The sequence below is a fragment of the Bradyrhizobium sp. Arg237L genome (assembly GCF_029990105.1).
In the GTDB taxonomy this organism is placed as follows: Bacteria; Pseudomonadota; Alphaproteobacteria; order Rhizobiales; family Xanthobacteraceae; genus Bradyrhizobium.
Map to the genome: position 1 here is coordinate 42,589 of NZ_JAQMIL010000005.1, position 26,469 is coordinate 69,057.

Genomic DNA, 26,469 nt, shown 5'->3' on the forward strand with positions numbered 1-26,469 from the left:
GTCTTTAAAGTCGAGCGACACCCAAGCACGTGGATGGCCGGGTCAAGCCCGGCCATGACGCGGGACTAGATCAACGCGAGTACGGGAGGATCCATCGTGGCGACGTTCAAGGCGATCAGGATCGACAAGGCGGACAAGGGTACGACCGCCGCGCTCACGCAATTCGACGACGCGGAATTGATGGATGGCGACGTCACCGTCCGCGTCGAATGGTCGACGCTGAACTACAAGGACGGCCTGGCGCTGACCGGCAAGGCGCCGGTGGTGCGGCGCTTCCCGATGATCGCCGGCATCGATTTCGCCGGCACCGTCGAGCAGTCCTCGCATCCCGACTGGAAGGCAGGCGACAAGGTCGTCTGCAACGGCTGGGGCATGGGCGAGACCCATCTCGGCGCCTATGCCGAGAAGGCGCGCGTCAAGGGCGACTGGCTGGTGCGTCTGCCCGACGGGATCTCGGCGCGCGATGCGATGGCGATCGGTACCGCCGGCTATACCGCGATGCTCTCGGTACTGGCGCTGGAGGACCACGGGGTGACGCCCAAGAGCGGCCCGATCGTGGTGACGGGGGCCGCTGGCGGGGTCGGCTCGGTCGCGACAGCCGTGCTGTCCAAGCTCGGCTATCACGTAATCGCCTCCACCGGGCGGCAAGCGGAGGCAGCCTACCTCAAGGGCCTCGGCGCCGCCGAGGTGATCGACCGCAGCGAATTGACCGGCCCGGTCAAGCCGCTCGCGAAGGAGCGCTGGGCCGGCGGCGTCGACAGCGTCGGCTCGACCACGCTCGCCAACATGCTCTCGATGACCAAGTATGGCGGCGCCGTCACGGCGTGCGGGCTTGCCGCCGGCATGGACCTGCCTTCCTCGGTCGCTCCGTTCATTTTGCGTGGAGTGTGCCTTATCGGCATCGATTCGGTGATGTGCCCGATCGAACGTCGCAAGCGGGCCTGGAGCCGCCTCGCCAGCGATTTGGATAAGGCAAAACTAGCTGATATCACTCACGAAATCGGCCTGGACGAGGCCATCTCGTACGGCCCGAAAATCCTTGCGGGCGAGGTCCGCGGCCGGATCGTGGTAAAAATAGTCTGACGGCGTTCAGAATTTACCAACCAAGCTGCTCCAATGTTGCCTTGGTTGGTATGGTAAGCAGCGGGTAAAGGCGGTGTGCCCGCGCTGGGTAAGTGGAGTGGCTCATGCTTGCGCGTCTGGTATTGGGGACGGTCGTGGCCGGCGCGATGGCCGCGCCTGCGTTGGCGGGATCGATGAGCGCCGAAGAGGCCAGGCGATTTGTCGCCGGCAAGGTATTCGCCTTCACCTGCTTTGACGGCACCCGCGGCGCGGGTCGCATCCTCGACGACATGGGCGCCGCCGGCTCGATCCAGTTCTCCGGCTCCGGCCCGATTCGCCATGTCAGGTTGCCGGGCAATACGCTGCAGGTTCGCGGTCAGGCCGTCTGTGCCTCGCTGAAAGGCCTTCCGTTCGAGCCCTGCTTCAACCTCGACAAGCGCGACGATCGCTCGTTCCGCGGCTCAGTGTCGGGCATGGGCTTTGCCTATTGCGACTTCCGCCACCAGGGCGGGCAGCAGATGCTGTTGGCGCGCGCGGTGGCGCGGCCGCGTTCGCTGCGCCCCTCCCAGACGACCCGCTCGGCCGACGCCTCCCGCGCCGAAGTGTCCGCGCGCGTCGAGACGCCGCCTGTCGAGCGCACCAGGCTCGAGCCGGTGAAGCCCGAACCGGCGCAACCGGAAGGCGCGGCGGAATTGCGCCGTTCGACCGATTAGCTGGAATCATAGGTCCCACCGACTTCGTTTGATCGAGGCGACAACGTGGCGGCGAAGACCCGTAGTGATACGGGCTCGCGAATTCATGGCTTGGTAGCGTCTAATCTCTTAATCTCCACCAGGACGGCCGGGGGTGGGCGCAACAACTGAGTTCCACATGCCGCAATATTTCTTCAGGATCAGCCATGGTCGCTTCGCGGGCGCGTCCGATCAGGGGTCGGAATTCGAAAGCCGTGAGGCCGCATGGGCCGAGATGACCAAGGTCAGCGGCAATCTTCTCGGCAGCATCGCACGCAGCCTCAAGCAGGACGCCGAATGGCAGATGGAGCTGATCGACGAGAGCAAGAAGCCCGTGTTCAGAATCCGCTTGATCGCGGAGTCGGTGGATTAGAACTGCCGCCCGAATCGTTGCGCCATAGCCAGACTGTGAGCGGACGGGTGCGTCCGCGGATGAGTGTCTCGCTGGGACCGGTGAGCGTGCCGCTCTCGAACAAGGCGGATGCTGGACCGGCCCGTTGCAGCAGGTCATCGCTGAGCGCGAGCGCCGCGCGTTGCTTGGCCGCAACCTCCATCAGACGGCTCGCCACGTTCACGGTGTCGCCGGTCGCGGTGATGTGTTGATAGCTGCCGCCGAGCCGCGAGGCGACGATCGGCCCGAAATGCGCGCCCACCTTGAAGCCGGTTCGTGTCGCGATCGGGGGCGGCAACGAATTGATCCATTGCGCGACGCGGTTGCAGAGCGTGACTGCGCAGCGCGAGGCCTTGCGGGCATCGTCTGCGGTGGCTTCCGGCAGGCCGAACAGGATCATGGCGCCGTCGCCGAGGAAGCTCGTGATGATCCCGCTGTGCGCCTCGACCTCGTCATCGACGAGGGTGTGAAAATCCTTCAGCAGCGCAAGCCCCGCGTCGATATCGAGCGTCTCGCTCAATGCCGTGAAGCCCGAGAGGTCGATGAAGATGATCGCCGCATCCTGGTGCCGCGGCTTGAGCAGGAACGCCGGATTGCCGGTCAGCCATTTGTTGAGCGCCGGCGCCTGGAATTGCTGCAACAGGTCGCTCTTCATCGCAAAATATTGCGCCTGCCGCCGATTGAGCCAGAGCTGGATCGACCCGAACAGGATCGCCGGCGGTGCGGCGGCCGCAATCGGCAATGCCGCGCTGAGCCAGATGCCGTGCGAGAATGCGACGTAATTGGCGACAGCCCAGATCGCCATCAGCGCCGCGATCGAGAGCAGGCCGGCCGCGCTGCGCCGCCACGCCAACAGGCCGACCACTGCGAGCGTCAGCGCCACTGCAAGGATCGCGTCAGCGAGGCGCGTCGAACGATCGCGCAGGATGCCGCCGCCGGTCATCAGGTGATCGATCGCGGTCGCGACGATCTCGACACCCGGCATCACGGGATCGAACGGCGTCGGAAACACATCGCCGCCGCCCGTCACTGTCACACCGATGACGACGATGCGGTCGCGGATGGCCGCTCGCGCGACCTCGCCGTCGAGCACCGATGCCGCACTCACCGTCGGTACCGTGCCGCGAGGGCCGTAATAGGCGAGCGGGAGCACATGATCGATGTCGGTCGGGATATTCCGGCCCGCAAGGCGGACGCTGTCCGCGTCGATCACCGGATCCTGGCCTGCGGCCAGTGCCGCGACGCGCAGCGGAAACGCCAGCTCGACTTTGTCACTGGTGCGGACCAGCAAAGGAATGCCGCGCGGCGTGCCCGATTTGTCGGTGGTCAGGTTGACCACGCCGACAACAGCATGTTCCGCGAACATGGGAAGCGGGCGCAGGAATTTCTCCGCCCGCGGCAGGCGCGCGAGCGCGCTCTTGTCGTCCGCCTCCAGGATCTGGATCGCATCGGGAAACACGGCGGCAGCGGCAATGGCGGAGGGGCGTTTTCCGAGCGCTTGTGCGAGCGCGGCATCGGCGCCGTCCTTGCCCTGGTCGAGCAGCAAGAGGTCGACCGCGATCGCGCGCGGCTCGTAACTCGCAATCTTCTCGATGATCCCTGCAAGATCGGCGCGCGGCAGCGGATAGCCGCCGCGCTTGGCGACCGTGTCATCGTCGATGGCAACGATCGTGACGAGATCGGGTGCCGCGCGCTCACCGCGTGCCAGCAGGCGCAGGTCGGTCAGCGCGCCTTCGGCGCGATCGAGGAATTGAACGTCGCCGTTCCAGTAGCCTATTCCCAGCGCAGCCGCCCAGACGAATGAGAGCAGAAGCGCGATTGGTGTTTGAGGGATCCGGCCGCTCACCAAGGGTCATTGTCCGAGGCGCGCGAGCAGCGCATCGACCCGCGCCTGACCCCAGCGCTTGACTGCCAGCGGCTCGTTTCCCGGATCGACGTCGACGCCTTCGCCCGGACCAAGCACCACCTGGTTTCCGCCGCGTGGCCGGCGCACCGCGACCCGGCCCTGCAGCACGAGCACCGATGTCCTCGCCTCCTGCACATCGACCGCCCACTTGGTCCCACGCACGGCGGCGATCGCTTGTGGCGTGTTGACGCGAAAACGATTCTTGCCGGGCTGCTTGGGTGCGTCGAGCAGGAGTGCCTTGCTCTGCAGATCGACTGCCGTGGCGCTGCCATCGTGGCCTTGCAGCGTGAACCTCGCGCCGTCCTCGGCGACGATGATCAGGCCGTCGCGGCAGAGCAGGATCTGCGTTCCTCGCGCGCCCGCCTGCGACGGACATGTCGCGGCCATCGTCTGCGCTGCCGCAGGCTGGATCGCAAGTGTTGCGCAGATGATCACCAAGCTCGCCAGCCGCGCGAGCACTCCCGCAATGTCTCGGTGCAAAACGCTCCCCTCGTTAAAATAGTTGGTCGCCGCAATATAGCTCTTTGAAGCGCACACTATGTCTAGAAAATGTCTGCCCGGGTCCAGTGCCAATGGCGTGAGCCGACGCGATACTTCGTCGGGCCCAAGGTCGCGTCACAGGGACGTGATGTCAGGCGCGCCCCGAGGCGGGCAGGCGCGCCCGGGCGTGATGAGAACCTGCCGATTTGTCCCGGCCGGCTGTCGCTCAGTCCGGCGTGAACAACGCCTTGCCACGATTCTTCTGCGCCACCGCCACCGCTTCCGGGATTTGCGAAAAACGGTAGGTGCCTTCGACCGGCGCGCTGATCACCCCCGAGGCCACCAGCGGCGCGAGGTGTTCATACATCGCGCTGATGTGCTCGGCGGTGGCGCTGTTGAACCAGTTGGCGAGCCAGAAGCCGCGCATCGCGATGTCGCGGAAGATGAAGGGCTGTGCCGGGCCGACGAAGGGCTTGCCGCTGATCGCGCTGTAGAACACCAGCACGCCCTTCGGCGCCAGGCATGTAATCAGGTTCATCGTGGCGGTATCGGCGACGCCATCGATGGCGAGCGCGATCGGCGCGCCGCCGGTCTCGGCCGCTACGCGCTTGTTGAGATCGGGTCCGTCGACCAGCACAACGTCGCCACCGCTCGCCTTGAGATCGGCCACGACTTCCTCGCGCCTGACGACATTGACCGTCTTCAATCCAAGCGACTTCGCGATTCCGATCACCGCACGGCCGACGCCGGAATTGGCCGCGTTCTGGATCACCCAGGCGCCGGGAGCCAAGGTGACGAAATCGGTCAGCAGCAGGTAAGCCGTTGCGGGATTGATGCCGAGCATCGCCAATTGCAACGGATCGCCGTCGGGGAGCGCCCGCAACTTGCTGGCATCCGCCTTGACCCGCTCCGCCCAGGCCGGCGAGGGATAGGGGATGAGCGTGCGGTCGCCTTGCCTCATATGCCTGACGCCACGACCGACCGCCACGACGCGGCCGACACCCTCCGTTCCCACGATGCTCGGCAGTTTCGGCTGGTAGCCGTAGCGGCCCGAGATCATCAGGAGGTCGCTCATGTTGATGGGCGAAGCCTCCAGCGCGATCACGACTTCACCATCGCCGGGGTCGCCGACATCGGGAATGTCGACGAGTTTCATGACCTCGGCCGGGTTGCCGAACGCCTCGATCTGGATTGCCTTCATGGCACTGCCTCCGAATTATATACTGTATAGTATATAACGAGGAGGCGCTGTCAAGAAAGCAGCTTCATCGCCTGGTCGAACGTGGCGCGGACGCGCGCCGCTTCGGGAGCGTCCTTTGCCAGCACCATGAGCCCCTGATAGATCGCCATGATCGTATGCGCGACCGCATCGGGATCGAAGTCGTCGGCGAACTGGGCGCGGTCGGCGCGCAGGCGGTCGCGCAGCAACTGCTCGAGCTTGCGGTTGAAGGCCTGGATACTCTTCCGCACCTCCTGCTCGGTCACGCCGTCGACGGAGGTGTTGACGGAGAGGCAGCCGCGACTGCCCTTCACGCCGGAACAACGAGATACGAAGCCGGTCAGCCAGCGCCGGATGGCCTCGCGCGCGGAGGGGCCGTCATTGATGATGCGCTCGGCTTTCCCGACGATATAGGCGTGGTAGCGGTCGAGCACCTTCAGGAACAGCGCGTTCTTGTCGCCGAAGGCGGCGTAGAGGCTCGGCTTGGTGAGGCCTGTCGCTGCGGTGATGTCGTCGAGCGACGTGCCCTGAAAACCCTTCAGCCAGAACACGTCGCGCGCGAGGTCGAGCACTTCGTCGGGGTCGAAACTGCGCGGTCTGGCCATGCCGCCTATCTACGCGCTGGCGCAGGCTTCGCCAAGCTCAGCCTACGCCAGCGACCGGCGGCGGCGCCGCCTGTCGCCGGAACAGGATGCGCTGGTAGAACCAGCCGATCGCGACCAGCACCACGCCGAGGCACATGAAGGACAGCGCGCGGTAGACGCCCGTGAGCTGCGACATGTCGATCACGAACGCCTTCACGATGGTCAGCGCGATGACGGCGGCCGAGGCCATCCGCGCGCGCTGCGAGCCAACGACGATGCCGATCCCGAGCAGCACGACGCCGAACGCCAGCCAGGCGATCGAATAGGTGTATTGCTCCGCGCCCGTGGTCGGGCCATGTGACAGCACCGGGCCGTGGTAGAGCCGGCGGATTTCAAAGCTGACATAGGTCAGCGCGAGGATCAGCGCGCCGGCCGCGAGCGTGTTGCCGTAGGCGGCCGGGCGCCGTCCCGCCACCGCATAGGACAACAGCAGCGCCAGCACCGCGGGCAGGGCATAGCCGAGCAGGAGCAGGTTGATGAAGCTGCCGCCGACATTGATCGGCCACAGGATCGGTGTCTCCAGCAGCATCAGGCCGAAGACGGCGGCAAGACCCGCGAATACCGTCAGCAGCACCGCGCCGATATTGTGCACGATGCTGGCCGTGCGGATGCGCAGGCGCTCCAGCCCGATCGCCATTGCAAGCGCCGTGCAGACCTGCAGCGCGACCTCGGTGAGGCCGGCGCTGTTGCGGTAGACGTCGCCGTCGTTGACGGCGTGGCGGATCTCCATGAAGGCGAGCAGGACCGTGAACAGGATCGCGGCCGACTCCACCGCGCGGAGCGGCGCATCGTCGCCGTTGCGGCGCAGGAAGACGCTGGCTGCCCAGAACGAGGCCGCGGGAATGCCGTAGCCCCACAACAGCCAGTTGAAGATCGGCGTGGTGCCGACGGCATCGCCGACGATCCGCGGCTCGTAGCCGATGCGCAGCACCACGATGCCGGCGAGGATCGCGGCCAGCGTGCGCAGGAAGGCGATCGGCCGCTGCAGCGAAATCCAGGCGGTGCCGAGCGACACCAGCGCCAGCGCGATCGTGAGCCAGCCCTTCTCCAGCGCGAATGTGAGCGCGAGCGCCAGCGCGGCGAGCGTGCCGGTCGCAAACAGCGCGATCGAGGCGGAGTGCCCGGGCCGGTCCTCGCGCCTGCTGAGGTATTCGGTTGCAGCGGCGAAGGCCGCGGCGAGCAATACCGCGAGAATTGCGAACGGAATCGAGCGGTCGAGCTGCGCGATCCGGGCGTAGAGCGCGACCAGCAGCGCCAGCGGCGTGAAGGTGGCGGCCGCCGCCCACTGCATGGTGGTCGCGGCCGAGGTGAAGCGGTGTTGCGCGAGGAAGCCGGTCACGCCGAACATGCCTGCGAAGATCGCCGCCGCGGTCAGATGCAGCGAGACCGAGCCATCTGTGGCGCTCGGCCCGATGCCGGGCAGGGGACCGCCTGGGAGCACCAGCATGTCCGGATTGCCGCGCACCGCCCATTCGGCGAAGACGACGAACACGAACAGCGCGGCGGCGCCAATCGCCGCAGTGGCCGCCGGCGCCCGCCAGGCGACGAGGAGGCTGCCGGCGACCAGGAGGCCGAAGGTGATCATCGCGGGATCGGCGTGAAAGCTGTTCAGCACGATCAGCAGCGCGCCGAACAGATAGGCGATCAGCGAGCCCGATGAGATCGGCTCGACCTCTTCGCCCTCCGCTTCCGGTCCGAACATGAAGCCGCAGACGACCAATAGCACCGCGAGGATGAATCCGGCGATGACATGAAAGGCGTGCGGTCCGATCATCGACGGCCCGCATTGCAGACAGGGGAAGGTCCAGAGCAGCGCGAACACGACCGTGGTAACGGCAAGCCAGCGCCACAGCCGGATGCGGGCGAGGCCGAACGACGCCGCGGTGACGATCGCAAGATAGATGTAGAGCGCCCACAAATCCGGCTTTTCGGATGAGACGAGGATCGGCGTGGCGAAGGCGCCGACGACGCCGAGCCCGGCCAGCGCCGGTCCGTGCAGCAGCGCAGCGGCGAGCGTGCCGAGCGCGACCAGTCCGAGCAGCACGAAGGCGGTCGCCGGCGCAAGGAAGTCGTAGAGCGCGTAGGCCGCATAGACCGTCGCGAATGCCACAGCCGTTCCGGCGGCGGTGAGGATCGCCGGGATATTGGCGATCGGCAGCGGCGCGATTGTGGAAATGCTTTCCTTGCGCCGCGTCCATTCGCCGGCACCGAGCAGCGCCAGCGCGAACAGGCCGCCGAGCATGGTGCGCACGCCGGGTCCGAGCAGGCCGGCCTCGATCGAATAGCGCACCATGAAGAAGCCGCCGAGCGCCAGCGTCAGGCCGCCGAGCCACACCACCCAGCGGGTGCCGATGGTTTCTTCGAAGCCGGGCTGGGGGGGCGGCAGCGGCGGTGGCGCGGGCGGCGCGCCGCTCGGAGCCTCGGGCGCGGCCGCTTGTTCGGCCATGGCAGGTGCGGCCTGGATGGCCTCTGGCGGTAAAGGCGGAGGCGTGGCGGCAGCCGGCGGCGAGGTCGCACGCGTCGGCTCAGGCTCGGGGGCGAGTGGTGGCGATACCCGCCGTAATGCCGCAGCATTCGCGCCTTCGAGGGCGTCCAGCCGCGTGCGCAGGGCGGCCACCTCGTTCATTGACTTCAACGCAAATGCAAATGCGACGACCGCAATGACGAAAACAATGAACACCAGCATCAGGCCTCCGGGCGGGCGCGCGAGGGGCGTAGCCAATCACGTCCGCGGTCGTCGCAATCCATTGAGTGGAGGTTGCCCCGCAAAAAGTTCAATCGCTAGATCATGATCCGATTAGATGGAATCGGATCATGATCTCATCTCTTTGTTTGAGCATGATCTCCGCGCAAACGCTTCGCGTTTGTCGCGGGGGAAAACCGGTTCCCACTTTTCCGGATCATGCTCTAAAGCGGCATTTCCGCGCGACTCACTCGAGGTCGACCCGGAACGGCTGGTTTTCGACGCTCATGGCGCCGGGCCCGATCTCGTCGAGCGCGCGGATCATCCGGCCCTCCCGCCCGAGCGCCTTGTCGGCGAGGCTCACCATCAGCCGGTTCGGCGACGCGATCGGGGAGGCGGCGCGGATCTTGCGCGCGATCTCGGCTTCGTCACGATGCGGATTGAGCGCGCAGGCGGCGGCGAATGCGCTCGCGGTCGAGCGGCTGATGCCGGCGTAGCAGTGTACCACCATCGGCGCGCTGCGGTCCCAACTCCGCACGAAGTTCAGGACTTGCTCGATGTGCCGTCCGGAGGGTGCGATAAAACCGTCCATCACTTCGGTGATGTCGTCGACCTGCACGCGCAGATGGTTGGCCTCGAGCACGGAAGCCGGCCGCTGCACCTGGGCGACATTGGCCATGACGGTGAGGATGTGGCTGGCGCCGGTCAATCTTACGGTTTCGGGAAGCAGGGCGAGCGAGCAGACGTGAAGCATCATGGTCCTTAGATGTACAAGTTCGCCCCGAATTATAGCCGCTACTGTAGGGTGGGCAAAGCGCAGCGTGCCCACCATACCTCCACGATCTCGCTCGCGACGGTCGGCACGCTGCGCTTTGCCCACCCTACAAGATCACGCCGCCACCGCCTGGAAGCGTTCGAGGAACCGTTTCTCGGCTTTGGCGGCGGTCCAGGGCGTCAGGTAGTCGCGCTCGGTGGCCTCGGGCAGTGCGGGATCGCGGCCGAACAGGCGTCTGGCTTCGGCTTCGGAGAATCCCGCAAGGCGGGTTGCTTCGAGATAGGCGGCGCCGCGGTCGGCGGCCTTGATCTGCTGGGTGATCTCGTCGGCCAGCACCGGCGGCAGGCCGAAGCGGATGTGGATCGCGGAGAGCAGGCGCTTCTCCACCGTCTTGTAGTCGCCGCCGAGCACCGCCTTGAACGGCGAGATCATGTCGCCGATGACATATTCCGGCGCATCGTGCAGCAGCGCCGCGCGCCGCACGCTGACATCGGCGCGCGGCATCTGCTGGCGCATCACCGCCTCGACCAGGAGCGTATGCTGCGCGACCGAGAAGATATGCGCGCCGCTGGTCTGGCCGTTCCAGCGGGCGACGCGGGCGAGCCCATGGGCGATGTCGGCGATCTCGATGTCAAGCGGCGAAGGGTCGAGCAGGTCGAGCCGCCGCCCGGACAGCATGCGCTGCCAAGCCCGCGCGTCCTGCTTCGGCGCCGGTGATCTTCCGGTCATTTCACTTTGAAGCGCGGGCTGCGATGCTTGCCGCCGCAGGCCTCATGGCAGAAGCAGGTGACGAGATGGTCGTTGACGATGCCGGTCGCCTGCATGAAGGCGTAGACGATGGTCGGGCCGACGAACTTGAAGCCGCGCGATGCCAGCTCCTTCGAGACCTTGATCGACAGCGGCGTCGAGGCCGGCACGCTCGCCGTGGTCTTGAACTCGTTGACCTTGGGCCGGCCGTCGACAAAATTCCACAGGAATTTCGAGAAGCCCGGGCCTTCTTCCATGATCTTCAGATAGCCCTTCGCGCTTTCGATCGTGCCCTCGATCTTGGCGCGGTTGCGCACGATGCCGGCATCGTTCATCAGCGCATGCACTTTCTTGGCGTTGTAGCGCGCGATTTTCTCGGGCTGGAAGTCGTCGAAGGCTTTGCGGAAATTCTCGCGCTTGCGCAGGATCGTGATCCAAGAGAGGCCGGCCTGGAAGCCGTCGAGGATCAGCTTCTCGTAAAGCGCGCGGTCGTCATATTCCGGCACGCCCCATTCCTCGTCGTGATAGGCGACGTAAAACGGGTCTTCCCCCGGCCACGGGCAGCGAGTCTTGCCGTCGGGATGCAGTTGTGCAGTGCGGCTCATGCGACGGTCTTTTTCGGTGCGGCGCGGACGACATCAGGCTCGGCCAGCCTCAGACCGAGGCCGCCGGCGGAGAGCGAAAGCCCGGCATCGAGCGCATCAGCGACGCGGTCGGTGCGGACCAGCGCCAGGCCGATCTCGCCTGCGGCCGAGCCCATGGTGCCAACCTGCTTGTCGCCGGCGAGGATCGTGGCGCCCGGCTCGGGCGAGAGATCGTCCAGGATGATCTTGACGGTGCGCGTGCGCGCGGTGCCGCGATGCTGCATCCGCGACACGACTTCCTGCCCGACGTAGCAGCCCTTGTCGAAATCGACGCCGTTGAGGCGGTCCATGTTGGTCTCGTGCGGGAACGCATCGCCATAGCTGAAGTCGAGCCCGCCGCGCGGGATGCCGCTCGCTATGCGGTGCGCTTCATAGGCGGCGCTGTCGACGAGGTCGGCGCCGATGAGATCAGCAACCTTCGCTTTCAGATCCTCGGGCACGAGGAGACGGAAACCCATCGCGTCGTTGCGGGGATCGGCGAAGCAGAGCTCGGGCTTCATCGCCGGCTCGCCGTCCCAGGCCGCCAGCACGCCGACCCCGTCGGAGAGGTTCTCGACCGCGACCTTTGCGCGCAGCTTGTAGAAACGCAGCTTGTCGGTCAGCGCCTGCGCAAGCGCGCGCGGCACGTCGATCAGGAAACCGCCGCCATGGCCTTCGGGCGCCTCCGTGATCAGGAAATCGACGATAATTTTGCCCTGCGGGGTCAGCAGCGCGCCGAACCGGCCCGTACCCGGCTTGAGGTCGGTCAGGTCTGATGTGACGAGGCCGTTGAGGAAGTTGCGGGCGTCCTCGCCCGTCACCTTGACCACGCCCCGATCGGGTAGAAATGCTGCTTTCATGCGGCTTTGTTCGGCCTTTTTCCAAGGTTCCTTTGGGAAACGGAGCTAGCGGATATCCCCTCCGAAGTTAAGGCGCTAAACTGCGCCGAACAAGGCCCGGGCGGCGACTTGAACACGGGCGCGAGGAGCGATGAATCAGCGTTTTGACACCATTCTAAAATCCGGCACCGTGGTCAATCAGGATGGCGAGGGCGTCCGCGACATCGGCATCAGGAGTGGCCGCATCGCCGAGATCGGCGGCCTCAACTGCGATTCGGCCGACGAGGTGATCGACTGCAGGGGCCTGCACGTCCTGCCCGGGGTGATGGACACCCAGGTGCATTTCCGCGAGCCGGGCCCGACCCACAAGGAAGACCTCGAGACCGGATCGCGCAGCGCGGTGCTGGGCGGCGTCACGGCCGTGTTCGAGATGCCGAACACCGATCCGCTGACGGTGACGGAAGCGGCCTTCACCGACAAGGTGAAGCGAGCCCATCACCGCATGCATTGCGATTTCGCCTTCTTCATCGGCGGTACCCGGGAGAATGTGCAGGACCTGCCGGAACTCGAACGCGCGCCGGGCTGCGCCGGCGTCAAGGTGTTCATCGGCTCCTCCACCGGCACGCTGCTGGTCGAGGACGACGAGAGCCTGAGCCGCATCTTCAAGGTGATCCGCCGCCGCGCCGCCTTCCACGCCGAGGACGAATATCGCCTCAATGACCGCAAATCGCTCAGGGTCGAGGGCGATCCGCGCTCGCATCCGGTCTGGCGCGACGAGGTCGCCGCGCTGATGGCAACGCAGCGGCTGGTCAAGCTCGCGCGCGATACGGGCAAGCGCATCCACGTGCTGCATATCTCGACCAAGCAGGAGATCGATTTCCTGCGTGACCACAAGGATGTCGCTTCCTGCGAGGCGACGCCGCACCACCTCACCATGGCCGCGCCGGAATGCTACGAGCGGCTCGGCACCCACGCGCAGATGAATCCGCCGGTGCGCTCGGCCGATCATCGCGAGCGGATCTGGTACGGCATCGAGCAGGGCATCATCGACGTGCTCGGCTCCGACCATGCCCCGCACACGCTGGAAGAGAAGGCGAAGACCTATCCGGCCTCGCCCTCGGGCATGACCGGCGTGCAGACGCTGGTGCCCTTGATGCTCGATCACGTCAACGCCGGCCGGCTATCGTTGGCGCGCTTCGTCGATCTCACCAGCGCAGGCCCGGCGAGGCTCTTCAACATCGCCTGCAAGGGCCGTATCGCGGCCGGCTATGACGCCGATTTCACGATTGTCGATCTCAAGCGAAGCGAGACCATCACCAACGACTGGATCGCCTCGCGCGCCGGCTGGACGCCCTATGACGGGATGCGCGTCATCGGCTGGCCGGTCGGCACGTTCATCCGCGGCAAGCGGGTGATGTGGCAGGGCGAAGTGGTGACGCCGTCGCTGGGCGAGCCGGTGCGGTTTCTGGAGACGTTGAGGGCGTAGCCGCTGTCGTCACCCGCCAACGGGGCGGCGCGTTGCGCCGACCCGTTGGCGGGTGATGACGGCCAATTACTGCCGCGCCAGCGCCAGCGAGAACTCACCGTTGCGCACGCGCGCCGGCAGCCCTTCGACGAACTTCGCCACCGCTTCCTCGCCATAGGTGCCGACCAGCTCAGCCAGCGCAGCGAACAGGCTCGCCTGCGCGAGGCAGTCGCCGTCGATGCCGTCATGGCGCGCTTCGGCCCAGGCCTCGTTCAGATAGGTGAGCGCGGCCTGCTTCTGCTCGTGGTCAGGCAGGGGATCGCGGGCAATCGAGAACGCTGGAATGCGCATGAAACTCACAGGCATGTCGGCGCGATTCACGGCGAATCACGTCATGCACAAAGCTGTAGCACGCAGATTGGGCACGCCTAGGCCACATCTTTAGGAAGGGTTAATGGCGGCGCCTAAGGTAAATCGATCGTCTATTCGCCGCGCTTTCTATTGGAGCATGATCTCTTCGGAAAACCGGTGCCCACTTTTCCGGATCATGCTCAGTTAGCATAGCGCGCGGTCAGGTCGCGCGAGATCTTCGAGCCCTCCTCGACGTAGCGGCGGATCGCCACGACGGCCGCCGGCGTGCAGGTGCGGTAGGTCTGCTGGAAACCGTTATACCCGCGGTTGAAGCCCGCGACCATGCGGGCGCGGCGGTCGCCGGAGGGGGTTTCGGCGTCGATCAGCGCCTGCATCTCGTTGCGCCATTTGGCGCCTTCGTTGCTGCCGCAGATGCCGCGCAGATAGTGCAGGGTGCCGAGGATTTCGGCGAGCCGCTGCAGGTCGCCGTCAAACGGAGCGGCGGCATCCTCCGCCCGGCCGGGCGAGAGATTGCACGCCGTGACGAAGACGAGGGCGGCCAGGAGATATTTCGACATGGCAGCGTCATATGCCCGTGGATTGTGCTGCAGGCAAGGCGCCGGAAGCCGCCCCATACGGCTTTAAATCAGCCGCCGGGCGGCCTGAAGCACCTCCTGCAGGCCGCCGGTGACCTTGAGATTGCCGATCGCCTCGGGCTCGAGCCATTTGAAATCGTCATGCTCGTCGTTCAGGTGGGGTTCCTGCGCCACCCATCGCGCCGCAAACGACATGATCAGATAATGCCCGCCACCGGTCGGCCCGGGCAGCACTTCGCGCCAGCCGGCCAGCGCCACAATCTCGATCTTGAGCCCGGTCTCCTCGTCGACCTCCCGGTGCAGCGCCGTATGCAGGGATTCGCCGAATTCGACCCGGCCGCCCGGCAGCGAATAGAAGCCCTTGCCGGGCGAGCGGGCGCGGCGAACCAGAAGCACCTTGCCGTCACGAAAAATCGCGCCGGAAACGGCAAGCTGGGGACGGGCAGGCTGGGCGGGGGAGGTCAAGAAGCGATCCAAACCGAGGAAAACCGGCGCCGATCATGCCCGATTGGTGACGAAAGGTCTAACCGGAGGGTTCGTCATGCCCGGGCTTGGCCCGGGCATCCACGCCTTCCTGCGCGGCTCCAGGACGTGGATGGCCGGGACAAGCCTGGCCATGAGGGCGAAAGTGCAATTTGCAACAGGCCCGGCTACTCGCTCGCCATAATGCGCTCGATGTCGGCCTCAGTGCCGCCATTGATGATGCCGCCGGCGAGGGCGACCAGCGGCTTGACCCAGATCGTGGCCTGCTCGGCCAGCTTGGCACGGGTCTTGTCCTGGCGGACCTTGCCCATCGCGGCGCTCACTGCGGTCAATATCGAGGTCATCGTGTTCGTGATGTTGTCGAATTCGGCGCGGGTCGTGGGATCGGCCGATTCGTAGGCTGCGATCGCGAGGTCGCGCGCCCTGAAGTTGGAGGCTGTAAAATGCTCGGCATAGGTCAGCGGGTGCCAGCTCATGAAATCCTCGGCACATTCCGGCATATCCGGAATCATCTCGAGCAGCATGATGGCTTCGTTGAAGTGATTGAGGTAATCGGTGGCAAGCCCGGTGCGCGGATTGATGTTGGCGGCGCGCAACGCTGCCGCCCGAGCCTCGTCCGGGCCCGCCGGTCGCGGTGTCGGGCGATCGGATTCCGCTGCTGGTGAGCCCATCGATGCCATCCCGCCCAGAGCATTTTCGGTTCTGATTGAATCAGAACCGAAGCTCTGGATTCTTGTTTCGACGCGTTTTCTTCACGCGAACCGGTGTCCACTTCGCTCGAAAACGCTCTAGTGTTTGACAGGGGCGGTTAAAAGGTCCTGAACGAGTACCTATTTTTCCCGGATTATGTGCGGACGCTTCGTCATCACCTCACCGCCGGAGGCAATCAGGCTGCTCTTTGGCTACCTTGAGCAGCCCAACTTCCCGCCGCGGCACAATATTGCGCCGACCCAACCCGTTCCCGTGGTGATCCTGGAGAACGGCGGCCGGCATTTCCGGCTGATGCGCTGGGGCCTGGTGCCCGCCTGGGTCAAGGACCCCCGTCAGGTCGGCCTGTTGTTCAACGCGCGTTCGGAGACGGTGCTGCAGAAGCCCGCCTTCAAGAACGCGATTCGGCGACGCCGCTCGCTGATCCCGGCCGACGGCTATTATGAATGGCACGACGAGGGCGGTCGCAAGCGGCCCTATTTCATCTATCGCCGCGACCAGCAGCCGGTCGGCTTCGCCGCGCTGGCGGAGACCTGGATGGGCCCGAATGGCGAGGAGGTCGATACGGTCGCGATCATCACCGCGCCGGCTAGCGCCGATCTGGCGGGATTGCATCACCGCGTCCCCGTGACGATTTCGCCCGACGCCTTCGAGCGCTGGCTCGATTGCCGCAATGACGAGGTCTCGCTGGCGATGCCGCTCTTGAGGGGCCCGGCGGTCGGCGAATTCGTCTGGCACGAGGTTTCGACGCGGGTCAACCACGCCGCCAATGACGATGCGCAATTGCTGCTGCCGATCACGGACGAGGAGCGCGCCGCCGAGCCGCAAAAGCCGAAGCGGCCGGCACCACGCAAGGCGCCGCCGACGGTGGAAGACGACGGGCAGGGATCGTTGTTTTGATGTCGTAGGGTGGGCAAAGCGCAGCGTGCCCACCATCCCGAGCGGAGTGCTTAATGGTGGGCACGCCGGGCTTTGCCCACCCTACAACTTCACTTGAAAATATTCAGCGCCGCGTATTGCACGAGCATGATGGTCTTGGCATCGACGATGCGGCCGTCTGCGATCATCGCGAGCGCTTCATCGATCGACATTTCCAGCACCTCGATGTCCTCGCCCTCGTGTGCGAGGCCGCCGCCGTCGCCGATCCGCATCGAGGAATCATATTCGGCGACGAAGAAATGCAGTTTCTCCGTCACCGAGCCCGGGCTCATATAGGCCTCGAACACCTTGTGGACGTGATGAAGCCGGTAGCCGGTCTCCTCTTCCGCCTCGGCGCGGATGCGGTTCTCCGGAGTTTCATCGTCCAGCATGCCCGCGGCCGCCTCGATCATGAAATCATCGTGGCCGTTGAGGAAGGGCGGCAGGCGGAATTGCCGCACCAGCACCACGCTGCGCGCGGCGAGATTGTAGGGCAACAGCGTCGCGGCATTGCCGCGGTCGAACACCTCGCGGCTCAGCGTCTGCCAGGCGCCGTCGCTGCGGCGGTAGTCGAAGGTCACCGACTTCAGTACGTAGTGCTCATCGGAGAGCACGCGCTCGTCCTTGATGCGGACACGGTCGGAGATGCTCATGCCGGCGTGCGCCCGTCGATCCATCTGGAGAAGACCAGAAGCTGTTGCTCCTCATAGCCGATCGACTGGTAGAACGCGCCGACCTTGGCGTTTTCCCGCCGCACCAGCAATTGCAGTTTTGCAATCCCGGCTGCCCGCAGCCAATCCTCTGCTGCGCGCATGATCACCCGGCCGAAGCCTGCTCCCTGCCTGTCAGGATCGACCGCGACATAATAGACCCAGCCGCGATGGCCCTCATGGCCGACCATGGCGGATGCGACGATCACCCCATTGTCGCGGCCGACCAGGATGTCCGAATTCGGCCCGCGTCGCGCCAGCGCGATGTCGGCGACCGGATCGTTCCACGGCCGCGTCAGGCCGCAGCGTTGCCAGAGTGCGACGACATCAGTGACGTCGCTGTCGGACATCGGCGCGATGGCGAGCGCGGCGACAGGGGGTGGGGGGACGACGTTCACAACACTTTTCCGGGATTCATGATGCCGAGCGGATCGAGCATCGCCTTGATGCTGCGCATCAGTTCGATCGCGACCTTGTCCTTGACGTCGGGCAGTTCGTCGCGCTTGAGCACGCCGATGCCGTGCTCGGCCGAGATCGAGCCGCCCATCCGCAGCACGATGTCGAACACGACAGCGTTGACTTCATGCCAGCGGCTGAGGAAGTCCGCGCTGTCGGCGCCGATCGGCTGGCTGACATTGTAGTGGATGTTGCCGTCGCCGAGATGGCCGAACGGCACCGGCCGCGCGCCAGGGATCAGCTTGACCACCGCCGCATTGGCCTCCTCGATAAAGGCCGGGACCGCGGCGACCGGCACCGAGATATCGTGCTTGATCGAGCCTCCCTCCGGCTTCTGCGCCGCCGACATCTCGTCGCGCAATTTCCAGAACCCCTGGCGCTGGCTCAAATTCGCCGCGATCACGGCGTCGTCGACGATGCCGTCTTCCATGCCCTCGGCGAGGATGACTTCCAGCGTATCGCGCGCATCGTCGCGCGGCGAGGAAAGCTCCATCAGCACATACCAGGGGTGCTTGCTCGTAAGCGGATCGCGTATGTCGATGCCGTGCCGGATCGAGAAATCCACCGCGATGTCGGCGAGCAGCTCGAAGCTGGTGAGGCTGCCGGCGGCTTCGGTTTGCGAGATCGACAGCAACTTCAAGGCATCCGCCGGCGATTTCAGCCCGACAAAGGCGGTCTCGATTGCGCGCGGCTTCGGAAACAGCTTCAGGGTCACCGCGGTGATGATGCCAAGCGTGCCCTCCGCGCCAATGAAGAGATTGCGCAGGTCATAGCCGGTATTGTCCTTTTTCAGTTTCGACAGCGCGTTGAGCACGCGCCCGTTGGCAAGCACCACTTCGAGCCCCAGCGCCATCTCGCGCGCCACGCCATACGCCAATGCAGCGGTGCCGCCGGCATTGGTCGAGAGGTTGCCGCCGATGGTGCAGCTTCCCTCGGCGCCGAGCGAGAGCGGAAACAGCCGGTCGACGTCACTTGCGCGCTGCTGGGCCACCTGCAGCACCACGCCGGCTTCGCAGGTCATGGTGTTGGAGGCGGTATCGATCTCGCGGATCTTGTCCATCCGCTTTAGCGAAATCACGACCTCGCCATGATGCGGCGTCTGCCCGCCGACCAGGCCGGTATTGCCGCCCTGTGGCACCAGCGCGATGCGATGCGCCGACGCAAGCTTGCAGATCGCGGCGACTTCCGCGGTCGAGCCTGGGCGTAGCACCAGCGGCGAGCGTCCCTGGAACAGGTTGCGCTCCTCGACGAGGTAGGGCGCGATGTCGGCGGCGTCAGTCACCGCATATTTGTCGCCGACGATGGCGCGGAACTTGTCGATCAGTTCCGGCGGAAGTGGCGGCGCAGGCGGTTCTGCGATGTTCATCCCGGTCTCTTTCACTCCGGCCGCTCCTCATTCGCGGCCCACGGCTGCGCGGCGCAGCCGGTCGTTGATGGCTTCGCCCAGACCTTCACCCGGAATGGGCATCACCGCGATCGCACGTGCGGCCCAGGTGTCGAGCGCGCGGAGATAGCCGAACAGATTGGCGGCGGCCTCGGCAAGATCGCCGCCAGGGGACAGATTCATCACGGCGGCCGCCGAATCAACCCCCGATATGCTCAAGGGCCCAAACGCCAGAAGCGCCTCTCCGGGCTCGATCCTGTCAGCATTGAGTCGCACGCGCGTGCGCGGGGCGTAGTGGGAGGCAAGCATGCCCGGCGCGAGCGGCCTGCCGCCGTCGCCCGGCGCGAGCGGCTGGCCGTTGTCGCTTTCGGCGTCCGCCGGAAGTTGGTCGAGCCTGTGGCCGAGCACGCGCTCGATCTCCGCGCGCGGCAGCCCGCCCGGCCGCAACAGCGTCGCGCGCTCGAAGCAGCCGACGATGGTTGATTCGACCCCGACCTCGACCGGGCCGCCATCGATGATCAGGTCGATGCGCCCCGACAGGTCGCTTGCGACGTGCTCCGCCGTGGTCGGCGAGACATGGCCGGAGAGATTGGCGGAAGGCGCCACCACCGGCCGGCCGAGGGCGCGCAGGATGTCGCGGGCGATGGCGTGGGCGGGCACGCGCACCGCGACGGTATCGAGCCCCGCCGTGGCGAGCTCCGCCACCGGGCAACCTTCCGTTTTTGGCAGCACCAGCGTCAGCGGCCCCGGCCAGAATGCTTCCGCCAAAGCGGTCGCCACCGCATCGAATCGGGCAATCCGGCGCGCGGCGGCGAGATCGCCGACATGCGCGATCAGGGGATTGAAGGCCGGCCGCCCCTTGGCCTGGTAGAGGTGGGCGATCGCGGTCGCATTGGTGGCGTCGGCGCCGAGCCCGTAGACGGTCTCGGTCGGGAACGCCACCAGGCCGCCTCTCACGAGTACGCCGGCGGCAGCCGCGGTCGCGGCGGTTCCGGCCGGCAGGATCCGGGTTTTCAGGCTGGTTTCCACTGTGACTAGAATCCTCGAATGCGCTGCTTGCGGTCGCCCCAACCCGACGCTATAAGCCGCGTTCTCAGTCGGAGTGTGGCTCAGCCCGGTAGAGCACTGCGTTCGGGACGCAGGGGTCGCAGGTTCGAATCCTGCCACTCCGACCATGAAATTCCTATGCTTTTCGTCTTTTTTCACGACAGGCAGCCAAGTCAACCCCGGAAATAACCCCAGATACGACGTTCTGCTTTGGTTTCGACGTGATTGCCGTGGCTGCGTCGCGCAAGAAGTCCGGATGAAGATGGCCGTAGGTATCGAGTAGGACTTCGACGGACATCCCGAGGAACCCGGCCGCCTTCCACGGGGCCGCGCCCGGCCCCTTTGGCTGGCAGTGCCGCACGAACCGGAGCCAGATTCGACACGGTGCTCTCTCAAAACTTGTAAGAAGCGCGGATACCAGCATGGTCGGCCGGGAAATCCCTAATATCGTGCGTGACGAGAAGCATCGCGTTTACTCAACTCAGCTCAGTATGCGAACACCGGCCTGCACACTTCCGCTGTATCCTTCGAGATCTACAGCGACGTGCCAGTGGCCGGCGCTGGGCACTTGCAGGCGAAATGGAGACCGCGTCGCGCGCCCACCGAAGTAGCGATGCTGGCCACCTTGACGGTAGTTGGCAAAATTTGAGCTATCCATAATGAGGGATCGCGACACTACGATCCAGTAATCGAGGAAGAGGCAAATTGGCTGGGGCCCAGCATTGCTGGTTTCCGAGGAGGCGGCGAAGCACATTGCTCGTATGAGTTTGCCTGTCGCTAAAGCCTCCGAGGTTTACGGGGTCAGCGAGGACTTGATGCGTATGAGGCTTAATGTGACGGGAGCATTGATCAGAGCTGCCAGACGTGCGACCGGCTGATTGCGAAATTACCCGCCGACCTTCAATTTAAGCTCCCCATGATCGACGCGCACCGCATATTTCGCAACGGCCAATGTTTCCGCCGTTTCCGCCGGGCGCGGCTCCAGCCGGCCTTAGATGATACCCGGTCAGACAACGACCATCCTTAATCTCATGGGCGCTGCTTTCCTAACCCGCGCATCCTGGCCGGATCTCCCGGACGAGTTTGCCCGCGCCGCTGTTACTCTGCATGCGATCTTCTATCGATCGACTGCAACCACACCGTTATGGGCGACAGGATAAGGAACGCGATCGTTGATTTTCCTGCATTTTCGTCCGAGATTACTCGTGTTCATTGCATTCTGTTCAGATCGTTTCTGGTGCGAAACTGGTGCGGTAGACGTTGAACGTCTGGAGGACCATGGATTTACGCATGAAGACGAATGCGAACGTCGAGCTCGACGCCGGCAGTAAGACATTTGCCTCGGGCCTCCTGCCGGATTTGATCGCTGCGCTACGCCGCAGCCGTAAGGGCGATCTCGTCGCCGTGATCAGCAGCGATCCGAACATCGGCTCCGATCTCGAGGCATGGTGTCGCTTCACCCGCAACAGTTTGGTCGACACTGCGGTCGAAGACGGTCGCACGCGATGGGTGCTTCGGTACGGAGAGGCCCCCGCGAATGTAGGAGAAGATCGGCCTGTCGGCTCTCGACTATGGCTTTACACCAACTTCGATTGCAACCTCAGCTGCGACTATTGCTGCGTGCGCTCGTCACCCAAGGCTCCGCGGCGCGCGCTAGGCGTCCAGCGGGTGCGCAGGATCGCGATCGAGGCCAGGGAACTCGGCGTGAGCGAGATTTTTGTCACCGGCGGTGAGCCGTTCATGCTGCCGGATATTGGCGAGATCCTCACCGCATGTGCTGCGGCGGCGCCTACTACGGTCCTCACCAACGGCATGCTGTTTGCCGGAAGTCGGCTCGAAACGCTGCGCGCGTTGCCGCGCGAGCGCGTAACCTTGCAGATTAGCCTCGACAGCCCCACGCCGGAGCGCCACGAGAGCCATCGTGGAAATGGGACATGGGCGCGCGCGTGGCAGGGAATCGAGCGCGCCCGGGCTGAAGGATTCCGCGTGCGATTGGCGGCGACGCTGTCGACGGATGCGGAGGCCGAGGAGTTCCGCAGCTTCCTTGACGCCCATCACGTTAGCGAGGAGAACCGGGTGATCAGGCGGATTGCCCTGCGAGGTTCCGCCACGCAGGGCATCGCCTTGGCAAGGGCAGACTTGGTTCCCGAGGTGACGATTACGGCGGAAGGCGTCTTTTGGCATCCGGTCGGAGCCGAGGACAACGACCTGCTGGTCAGCCGCGAAATCTTTCCACTCGCTGAATCGTTCGCGGCTGTACGCCGTGCCTTCGATCTCGAATCTGAGCATCAGCGCCGGTTGGCAACGATCTTCAATTGCGCCTGAAGGCGCAGACTGCGCTTAGAGCTGTATCGGGTTTTGGGTCGGCCGCTAGGTCAAAGGCCGCGTTAAGAAGCCTTGTTGCGCGGAGGCTTCCCGCAACTCACCGTATGCTTCAAGCTGCGGCGCTATCCATTCGCGCAACCCTTCCGCTTCGAGCACAGGACGATGGGCCGGGTTGTCGAAGTTCATCCCGAACAGAGCTTTGGCAAACTGCTGCTCCAAGGCGGGGTCCAGATCCGACCGCGCCGTGAACATGCAGTGATTGTAGGGCGGCGAGGTCCAGATCTCGGTCAGCGCGCCTTCCGGTACGAGACGCTCGTTGCGCACAGCGTTCCAGAATGGGCTGCCAATTGCGCCGGCATCGGCGCGGCCGTCGAGGACCGCACGAACGACCTCGGACTCGCTCGTACCCGTGTCTCCGTGTTTCCCGACGTCGCTATTGAAGCGCAGGGTTCGGTAGTCTTTCACCTCAACCAGTCCCTCGCGCTGCAGAAAGTAAACCGGGAGGATTGCCGCGTGACCGCTGTCGCGGCTACCGAGCGCCAGGGTGCGGCTCTTGAGATCAGCGAGGGTAGCGACGGCCCCACCGGTGACCGCGACAATCTTGGTCATCCAGCCCACATCCGTATCGCGCATCGCGATCGGTCGGCAACGATGCTCGCTCCAGGCGTCGGCCTGGATATAGGCGAGGTTCGTATTCCATCCGATGTCGATGCGCGGCAGCCGATCGCCGGGTGAGGCCAGGAGGGCAGCGACCTGCGCCTCGTAGCTCTGAAACAGCACCACCTCGACGGGGAGACCCGCTTCCTCGACAAAGTACCGCCGCATGCCCTCCCAGATACCAACCACCTTTGGATCATAAGCGACGGCTCCTACCCAGATCGTCTGGTTCATGATTGCATCTCGCTTCTCGGGCTCAATATTCAAAAGCGATCGATCGCGATCCGGGCGCTGCCAAGCGGCGCAGCGCTCTCGCGCTCAGAACAGCGGCATTCCCAAAACGGCTTTGCCGATGAACTCGCGCAGAACATCGCCGGTCGGCGCCATGACAGCGCCCGCATGGGCGTCGCGGAACAATCGCTCGATGGCCAGATGCTTGGAAAATGCAGCACCTCCGCACACCCGCATCGCCGTTGAGGTAACGGCGATGGCAACATCACCTGCAGCGGCCTTGCTCTCGAGCACGCGCAGCATGGTGGCGTCTCGGGGGCGCTCAAGATGATCGACGAGATCGTCGACGCGCGCCGCAAGCCCATCGGTGTCAACCTGCATCGTCGCAAGCTGTGCGCGAAGGGTCGGCAGGCTTTCGCCGAGGGTCTGGCCCAAGTGCTCGAAGCGAGCGCCATTGAGATGCGCCGCGGTCCCCGCCACCGCGGCCCGGCAAAGACCAAGCGCGACCGCCGACGCTCCAAGGTTGAATAGCGGAAGCACGACCTCCAGCATCGCCTTGAACCCTGCGCCATCGTCGGTCAGCTGGAAACCAGCTGCGACCTCGCAATCGTCAAGGGTCATCGGCGCGGAAGCGTTGGCGCGCAACCCAAGACCATCCCACGGGCCGGCGACCGACAGTCCGGGTGTGCTACTGGCGACAAGATAAAGGGTTGAATCCGTTGGACTCATGCCTTCAGGGGCGAGCGCCGAAACAACGTAGCTTTGCGCATGGCCGGCGCTGGTCACCCATGATTTCTTGGCCGTGAGGCGCGCGTTGTCAGCGTTTCGCTTCGCTCGCGAGACGGGTGCCCAGAAGTGGCTGCGTGATCCAGCTTCGCTGAATGCCAGGGTGGTCAGGTGTTTTCCGGCCGAAATGTCTTTGAGCGTCTGAGCGACCGTGGCACCCGGACGGGCCGCCGCAATCATTGCGGTAGCGCTCATGTGCATCAAGTAAACCATCGCGACGGACGCGTCCGCCTCTGCAAGCGTCGCGATGACGGCAGCCAGGGTCCGGGGTCCCAGGGCCGAGCCGCCTATCTCAGTGGGCAGCATGACTCCCAGCAATCCGGCCGGACCAAGCGCCGCGATTGCCTCGGACGAAAATCGAGCTTCCTTGTCGTTTTGCCTGGCTGCCGGGGCGAGAATGCGATCGGCGATTTCTTTGGCATTCGAAACTGCGGTCTCGTGATTCATGACGATCCTCGACAGCTAGTGATTGGCTACCAAGTTCGAAAATATCGATCCGATACCTTTTGCGACCGATGCTACGCGACCCGCGCCATCGGATCAACATAGCTTCGGGTTCGGCAGGCCGTTGCCTACCAACAGCCAGTACAGAGCGTCGTCATTACGTCTTCAAAGCCGTCTTGTTACATCACCTGAAATCTATTTTTTTGTGACGTCGGCGAGACCTTGGCGGCGCTTGCCCGCTGCCGGGGAGAACGCTACCAATAACCGGCAACAGCGTGACAAGGTTTGTCTGGTGATGGCGATCAATGATGGCGGGGTTCCGCCCATCCTCGCGCAAAAACACTACGCGCAGCCGTCCGCATTCACGCCGGAAAATCTGCTGCGCGAAGCGCGCAGGCAAAAGCGGATTACGGACTCCTGCATTCCCGACGTCTGCGTGCTCGATCCTGATGGCGACATCGTGCGTAGCCTGCTCGCTCGTGGCGAAGCCCGGCTCGAACCGGCATGGGCCTGCTACCACACCCAGCTCTACACTTTTAGCCGCGGCGGGATTTGTTTTGGGATTGTCGGCTGCGCCGTCGGCGCCTCGTTCGCGGTGCTGATTGCGGAGGAAATGTTCGCATCGGGCTGCAAACTCCTGATCAGCGTCACCTCCTCTGGACAGATCGTGCCGGTACGGCCGCCGCCTTATTTCATCACCATCGAACGCGCGCTGCGCGACGAAGGTACCAGCTATCACTACATGGCGGCGTCCGACTATTCGCATGCTGATGCCGGATTGATCTCGGCGCTCAATGGCGCCTTCGACGAATTTTCCGTGCCGGTGCTCACCGGGGCGACCTGGACGACTGACGCACCGTTCCGGGAAACCCAGCCGGCGATCGACGGAATGCGCGAACGGAACCTGATGGCAGTCGAAATGGAAGCCGCTGCGCTTTACGCGTTCGCGCAAGTTCGACAAAGGTCCGTCGTCTGTTTTGCCCATGTGACAAATCAAATGGGACGTGTCGACGGCGATTTTGAAAAGGGCGAAGCGGACGGCAGCCATGACGCGCTTCAATTGATCGCGATCGCCGCCGCTCGCCTGCAGTCATGGCTGCGATGAGCAGCGCGGCGCTCGGGATCATTTGCAAGGCGCCGCAGCCTGGCCGCTCAAAGACGCGGCTTGCGACGGCCATTGGCGAGGTTGCAGCGTCAGAGTTATCCGCCTGCTTCGTGCGCGATGTCGCGGCAGCAATCGAGGCGGTACCCGAGGTGCTCGGCAGGCGCGGCTACGGCGTCTATGCCCCAGCGGGCGCCGAAGACATCATGCAGCAGCTGCTTCCGGCAGGGTTCGGACTGTTGCTGCAGGCTGGCGACGATCTAGGGCACGTATTGCTTGGCGCTACGCGCGCTCTCCTGCTTGCCGGACATGACTGCGTCGTGCTCGTCAATGGTGATAGCCCGACCCTGCCGCCGCGTTTGCTGACTCAGGCTGTTGAAACGCTGCGCCAACCCGGAGACCGGATGGTGCTTGGGCCAGCAAGCGACGGTGGCTACTATCTCATCGGCTTGAAGCATCCGCACAAGCACTTGTTTACGCAGATCGCATGGGGAACAGAGACGGTCGCTCGCAGTACATGCGAGCGCGCTGCCGAAATCGGGCTTGCCACGACGTTGCTTCCGGAATGGTACGACGTCGACGACATTGAAGCGTTGCGTTGGCTGCAGGACGAACTGGCCGGCCATTCGAGCCGGTTTCGTGGTGGCGGCTTTGCCGCGGCGAGCCGGGCCTTTATGAAGGCGGCGCCGCAGATAAGCCCGTGACG

At 64.8% G+C, this 26,469-nt stretch carries 27 protein-coding genes and 1 tRNA gene; 9 read left to right on the forward strand and 19 right to left on the reverse strand.

Features of this window, described 5'->3' with window-relative positions; genetic code table 11:
* Positions 1–96: 96 nt before the first annotated feature.
* The 3 genes from OZ411_RS04195 (at position 97) to OZ411_RS04205 (ending at position 2,166) form a co-directional block, all read left to right on the forward strand.
* Positions 97–1,083, forward strand: coding sequence for an MDR family oxidoreductase (locus OZ411_RS04195; RefSeq protein WP_282526942.1), 987 nt, complete (start codon positions 97–99; stop codon positions 1,081–1,083).
* A 104-nt stretch (positions 1,084–1,187) separates the two neighbouring features.
* Complete coding sequence (locus OZ411_RS04200) at positions 1,188–1,775, forward strand: hypothetical protein (protein ID WP_130580416.1); 588 nt, start codon at positions 1,188–1,190, stop codon at positions 1,773–1,775.
* A 157-nt stretch (positions 1,776–1,932) separates the two neighbouring features.
* Positions 1,933–2,166, forward strand: coding sequence for a hypothetical protein (locus OZ411_RS04205; protein ID WP_225118947.1), 234 nt, complete (start codon positions 1,933–1,935; stop codon positions 2,164–2,166).
* Here the strand turns inward: OZ411_RS04205 and OZ411_RS04210 are convergent.
* The 9 genes from OZ411_RS04210 to OZ411_RS04250 form a co-directional block, all read right to left on the reverse strand.
* Positions 2,132–4,030 (reverse strand): adenylate/guanylate cyclase domain-containing protein, encoded by a 1,899-nt coding sequence (locus OZ411_RS04210; RefSeq protein WP_282526943.1) that lies wholly within the window; start codon positions 4,028–4,030, stop codon positions 2,132–2,134. The genes OZ411_RS04205 and OZ411_RS04210 overlap by 35 nt on opposite strands.
* A 6-nt stretch (positions 4,031–4,036) precedes the next feature.
* On the reverse strand, positions 4,037–4,477 hold the full coding sequence (locus OZ411_RS04215; RefSeq protein ID WP_130580424.1) for a FecR family protein: 441 nt from the start codon (positions 4,475–4,477) through the stop codon (positions 4,037–4,039).
* Between the two features lie 319 nt (positions 4,478–4,796).
* Positions 4,797–5,771, reverse strand: coding sequence for a zinc-dependent alcohol dehydrogenase family protein (locus OZ411_RS04220; protein WP_282526944.1), 975 nt, complete (start codon positions 5,769–5,771; stop codon positions 4,797–4,799).
* Between the two features lie 50 nt (positions 5,772–5,821).
* A complete protein-coding gene (locus OZ411_RS04225) occupies positions 5,822–6,394 on the reverse strand; it encodes a TetR/AcrR family transcriptional regulator (protein WP_282526945.1) in 573 nt (190 codons plus the stop codon).
* 37 nt (positions 6,395–6,431) lie between these two features.
* Entirely contained in the window at positions 6,432–9,119 is a 2,688-nt protein-coding gene (locus OZ411_RS04230) for a DUF2339 domain-containing protein (protein WP_282526946.1), read from the reverse strand.
* Between the two features lie 244 nt (positions 9,120–9,363).
* Entirely contained in the window at positions 9,364–9,870 is a 507-nt protein-coding gene (locus tag OZ411_RS04235) for a protein-tyrosine phosphatase family protein (RefSeq protein WP_282527037.1), read from the reverse strand.
* Between the two features lie 135 nt (positions 9,871–10,005).
* Positions 10,006–10,620: an HD family hydrolase gene (locus OZ411_RS04240; RefSeq protein ID WP_282526947.1), complete on the reverse strand. Its 615-nt coding sequence runs from the start codon at positions 10,618–10,620 to the stop codon at positions 10,006–10,008.
* Complete coding sequence (locus OZ411_RS04245; protein WP_130583776.1) at positions 10,617–11,243, reverse strand: DNA-3-methyladenine glycosylase I; 627 nt, start codon at positions 11,241–11,243, stop codon at positions 10,617–10,619. The genes OZ411_RS04240 and OZ411_RS04245 overlap by 4 nt, the downstream gene beginning before the upstream one ends.
* Complete coding sequence (locus OZ411_RS04250) at positions 11,240–12,121, reverse strand: folate-binding protein (RefSeq protein WP_282526948.1); 882 nt, start codon at positions 12,119–12,121, stop codon at positions 11,240–11,242. The genes OZ411_RS04245 and OZ411_RS04250 overlap by 4 nt, the downstream gene beginning before the upstream one ends.
* A 130-nt stretch (positions 12,122–12,251) precedes the next feature.
* On the opposite strand from OZ411_RS04250, the gene OZ411_RS04255 reads away from it, so the two are divergent.
* Positions 12,252–13,586 carry a dihydroorotase gene (locus OZ411_RS04255; RefSeq protein ID WP_282526949.1) on the forward strand — a complete coding sequence of 445 codons (1,335 nt, stop codon included), beginning with the start codon at positions 12,252–12,254 and terminating at the stop codon, positions 13,584–13,586.
* Between the two features lie 66 nt (positions 13,587–13,652).
* Here the strand turns inward: OZ411_RS04255 and OZ411_RS04260 are convergent, their stop codons facing one another.
* The 4 genes from OZ411_RS04260 to OZ411_RS04275 form a co-directional block, all read right to left on the reverse strand.
* On the reverse strand, positions 13,653–13,916 hold the full coding sequence (locus OZ411_RS04260; RefSeq protein WP_130583773.1) for a hypothetical protein: 264 nt from the start codon (positions 13,914–13,916) through the stop codon (positions 13,653–13,655).
* A gap of 200 nt (positions 13,917–14,116) precedes the next feature.
* Complete coding sequence (locus OZ411_RS04265; RefSeq protein ID WP_130583772.1) at positions 14,117–14,494, reverse strand: TIGR02301 family protein; 378 nt, start codon at positions 14,492–14,494, stop codon at positions 14,117–14,119.
* A 63-nt stretch (positions 14,495–14,557) separates the two neighbouring features.
* Positions 14,558–14,977, reverse strand: coding sequence for an NUDIX hydrolase (locus OZ411_RS04270; RefSeq protein ID WP_130583771.1), 420 nt, complete (start codon positions 14,975–14,977; stop codon positions 14,558–14,560).
* Between the two features lie 185 nt (positions 14,978–15,162).
* Positions 15,163–15,666, reverse strand: coding sequence for a hypothetical protein (locus tag OZ411_RS04275; protein WP_165421517.1), 504 nt, complete (start codon positions 15,664–15,666; stop codon positions 15,163–15,165).
* 175 nt (positions 15,667–15,841) lie between these two features.
* On the opposite strand from OZ411_RS04275, the gene OZ411_RS04280 reads away from it, so the two are divergent.
* Positions 15,842–16,603: an SOS response-associated peptidase gene (locus OZ411_RS04280; RefSeq protein ID WP_282526950.1), complete on the forward strand. Its 762-nt coding sequence runs from the start codon at positions 15,842–15,844 to the stop codon at positions 16,601–16,603.
* 89 nt (positions 16,604–16,692) lie between these two features.
* Here OZ411_RS04280 and OZ411_RS04285 read toward each other — a convergent pair whose 3' ends face one another.
* From OZ411_RS04285 to OZ411_RS04300, 4 genes are read right to left on the reverse strand one after another with little or no spacing between them, the layout of a single operon-like run.
* On the reverse strand, positions 16,693–17,274 hold the full coding sequence (locus OZ411_RS04285) for an NUDIX domain-containing protein (protein ID WP_282526951.1): 582 nt from the start codon (positions 17,272–17,274) through the stop codon (positions 16,693–16,695).
* Positions 17,271–17,729 carry a GNAT family acetyltransferase gene (locus OZ411_RS04290; RefSeq protein WP_282526952.1) on the reverse strand — a complete coding sequence of 153 codons (459 nt, stop codon included), beginning with the start codon at positions 17,727–17,729 and terminating at the stop codon, positions 17,271–17,273. Before OZ411_RS04290 ends, OZ411_RS04285 begins: the two co-directional genes overlap by 4 nt.
* On the reverse strand, positions 17,726–19,153 hold the full coding sequence (locus tag OZ411_RS04295; protein ID WP_282526953.1) for an FAD-binding oxidoreductase: 1,428 nt from the start codon (positions 19,151–19,153) through the stop codon (positions 17,726–17,728). The genes OZ411_RS04290 and OZ411_RS04295 overlap by 4 nt, the downstream gene beginning before the upstream one ends.
* 27 nt (positions 19,154–19,180) lie before the next feature.
* Complete coding sequence (locus tag OZ411_RS04300; protein WP_282526954.1) at positions 19,181–20,200, reverse strand: L-threonylcarbamoyladenylate synthase; 1,020 nt, start codon at positions 20,198–20,200, stop codon at positions 19,181–19,183.
* Between the two features lie 69 nt (positions 20,201–20,269).
* Here OZ411_RS04300 and OZ411_RS04305 point away from each other — a divergent pair.
* Together OZ411_RS04305 and OZ411_RS04315 are read left to right on the forward strand one after the other, a co-directional pair.
* Positions 20,270–20,346, forward strand: a tRNA-Pro gene (locus OZ411_RS04305).
* 1,162 nt (positions 20,347–21,508) lie between these two features.
* Positions 21,509–22,543, forward strand: a complete 1,035-nt coding sequence (locus OZ411_RS04315) for a radical SAM protein (protein ID WP_282526955.1) — start codon at positions 21,509–21,511, stop codon at positions 22,541–22,543.
* 45 nt (positions 22,544–22,588) lie between these two features.
* Here OZ411_RS04315 and OZ411_RS04320 read toward each other — a convergent pair whose 3' ends face one another.
* Both OZ411_RS04320 and OZ411_RS04325 read right to left on the reverse strand, forming a co-directional pair.
* On the reverse strand, positions 22,589–23,434 hold the full coding sequence (locus OZ411_RS04320; protein WP_282526956.1) for a PhnD/SsuA/transferrin family substrate-binding protein: 846 nt from the start codon (positions 23,432–23,434) through the stop codon (positions 22,589–22,591).
* Between the two features lie 84 nt (positions 23,435–23,518).
* Positions 23,519–24,664 (reverse strand): acyl-CoA dehydrogenase family protein, encoded by a 1,146-nt coding sequence (locus tag OZ411_RS04325; RefSeq protein WP_282526957.1) that lies wholly within the window; start codon positions 24,662–24,664, stop codon positions 23,519–23,521.
* Between the two features lie 22 nt (positions 24,665–24,686).
* Here OZ411_RS04325 and OZ411_RS04330 point away from each other — a divergent pair, with 22 nt between their 5' ends.
* Entirely contained in the window at positions 24,687–25,766 is a 1,080-nt protein-coding gene (locus OZ411_RS04330) for a nucleoside phosphorylase (protein ID WP_349016974.1), read from the forward strand.
* The gene (locus tag OZ411_RS04335; RefSeq protein ID WP_282526958.1) at positions 25,763–26,467 is read left to right on the forward strand and encodes a TIGR04282 family arsenosugar biosynthesis glycosyltransferase; all 705 of its coding nucleotides are present in this window, start codon (positions 25,763–25,765) and stop codon (positions 26,465–26,467) included. The genes OZ411_RS04330 and OZ411_RS04335 overlap by 4 nt, the downstream gene beginning before the upstream one ends.
* Positions 26,468–26,469: the final 2 nt, after the last annotated feature.

What these genes read in the sequence shown, in the direction of transcription:
- OZ411_RS04200 (WP_130580416.1), top strand. Translation starts at nt 1,188, where the DNA reads ATGCTTGCGCGTCTGGTATTGGGGACGGTCGTGGCCGGCGCGATGGCC.
- OZ411_RS04205 (WP_225118947.1), top strand. Translation starts at nt 1,933, where the DNA reads ATGCCGCAATATTTCTTCAGGATCAGCCATGGTCGCTTCGCGGGCGCG.
- OZ411_RS04215 (WP_130580424.1), bottom strand. Translation starts at nt 4,477, where the DNA reads ATGGCCGCGACATGTCCGTCGCAGGCGGGCGCGCGAGGAACGCAGATC.
- OZ411_RS04220 (WP_282526944.1), bottom strand. Translation starts at nt 5,771, where the DNA reads ATGAAGGCAATCCAGATCGAGGCGTTCGGCAACCCGGCCGAGGTCATG.
- OZ411_RS04225 (WP_282526945.1), bottom strand. Translation starts at nt 6,394, where the DNA reads ATGGCCAGACCGCGCAGTTTCGACCCCGACGAAGTGCTCGACCTCGCG.
- OZ411_RS04230 (WP_282526946.1), bottom strand. Translation starts at nt 9,119, where the DNA reads ATGCTGGTGTTCATTGTTTTCGTCATTGCGGTCGTCGCATTTGCATTT.
- OZ411_RS04235 (WP_282527037.1), bottom strand. Translation starts at nt 9,870, where the DNA reads ATGCTTCACGTCTGCTCGCTCGCCCTGCTTCCCGAAACCGTAAGATTG.
- OZ411_RS04240 (WP_282526947.1), bottom strand. Translation starts at nt 10,620, where the DNA reads ATGACCGGAAGATCACCGGCGCCGAAGCAGGACGCGCGGGCTTGGCAG.
- OZ411_RS04245 (WP_130583776.1), bottom strand. Translation starts at nt 11,243, where the DNA reads ATGAGCCGCACTGCACAACTGCATCCCGACGGCAAGACTCGCTGCCCG.
- OZ411_RS04250 (WP_282526948.1), bottom strand. Translation starts at nt 12,121, where the DNA reads ATGAAAGCAGCATTTCTACCCGATCGGGGCGTGGTCAAGGTGACGGGC.
- OZ411_RS04255 (WP_282526949.1), top strand. Translation starts at nt 12,252, where the DNA reads ATGAATCAGCGTTTTGACACCATTCTAAAATCCGGCACCGTGGTCAAT.
- OZ411_RS04260 (WP_130583773.1), bottom strand. Translation starts at nt 13,916, where the DNA reads ATGCGCATTCCAGCGTTCTCGATTGCCCGCGATCCCCTGCCTGACCAC.
- OZ411_RS04265 (WP_130583772.1), bottom strand. Translation starts at nt 14,494, where the DNA reads ATGTCGAAATATCTCCTGGCCGCCCTCGTCTTCGTCACGGCGTGCAAT.
- OZ411_RS04275 (WP_165421517.1), bottom strand. Translation starts at nt 15,666, where the DNA reads ATGGGCTCACCAGCAGCGGAATCCGATCGCCCGACACCGCGACCGGCG.
- OZ411_RS04280 (WP_282526950.1), top strand. Translation starts at nt 15,842, where the DNA reads ATGTGCGGACGCTTCGTCATCACCTCACCGCCGGAGGCAATCAGGCTG.
- OZ411_RS04285 (WP_282526951.1), bottom strand. Translation starts at nt 17,274, where the DNA reads ATGAGCATCTCCGACCGTGTCCGCATCAAGGACGAGCGCGTGCTCTCC.
- OZ411_RS04295 (WP_282526953.1), bottom strand. Translation starts at nt 19,153, where the DNA reads ATGAACATCGCAGAACCGCCTGCGCCGCCACTTCCGCCGGAACTGATC.
- OZ411_RS04315 (WP_282526955.1), top strand. Translation starts at nt 21,509, where the DNA reads ATGAAGACGAATGCGAACGTCGAGCTCGACGCCGGCAGTAAGACATTT.
- OZ411_RS04320 (WP_282526956.1), bottom strand. Translation starts at nt 23,434, where the DNA reads ATGAACCAGACGATCTGGGTAGGAGCCGTCGCTTATGATCCAAAGGTG.
- OZ411_RS04325 (WP_282526957.1), bottom strand. Translation starts at nt 24,664, where the DNA reads ATGAATCACGAGACCGCAGTTTCGAATGCCAAAGAAATCGCCGATCGC.
- OZ411_RS04335 (WP_282526958.1), top strand. Translation starts at nt 25,763, where the DNA reads ATGAGCAGCGCGGCGCTCGGGATCATTTGCAAGGCGCCGCAGCCTGGC.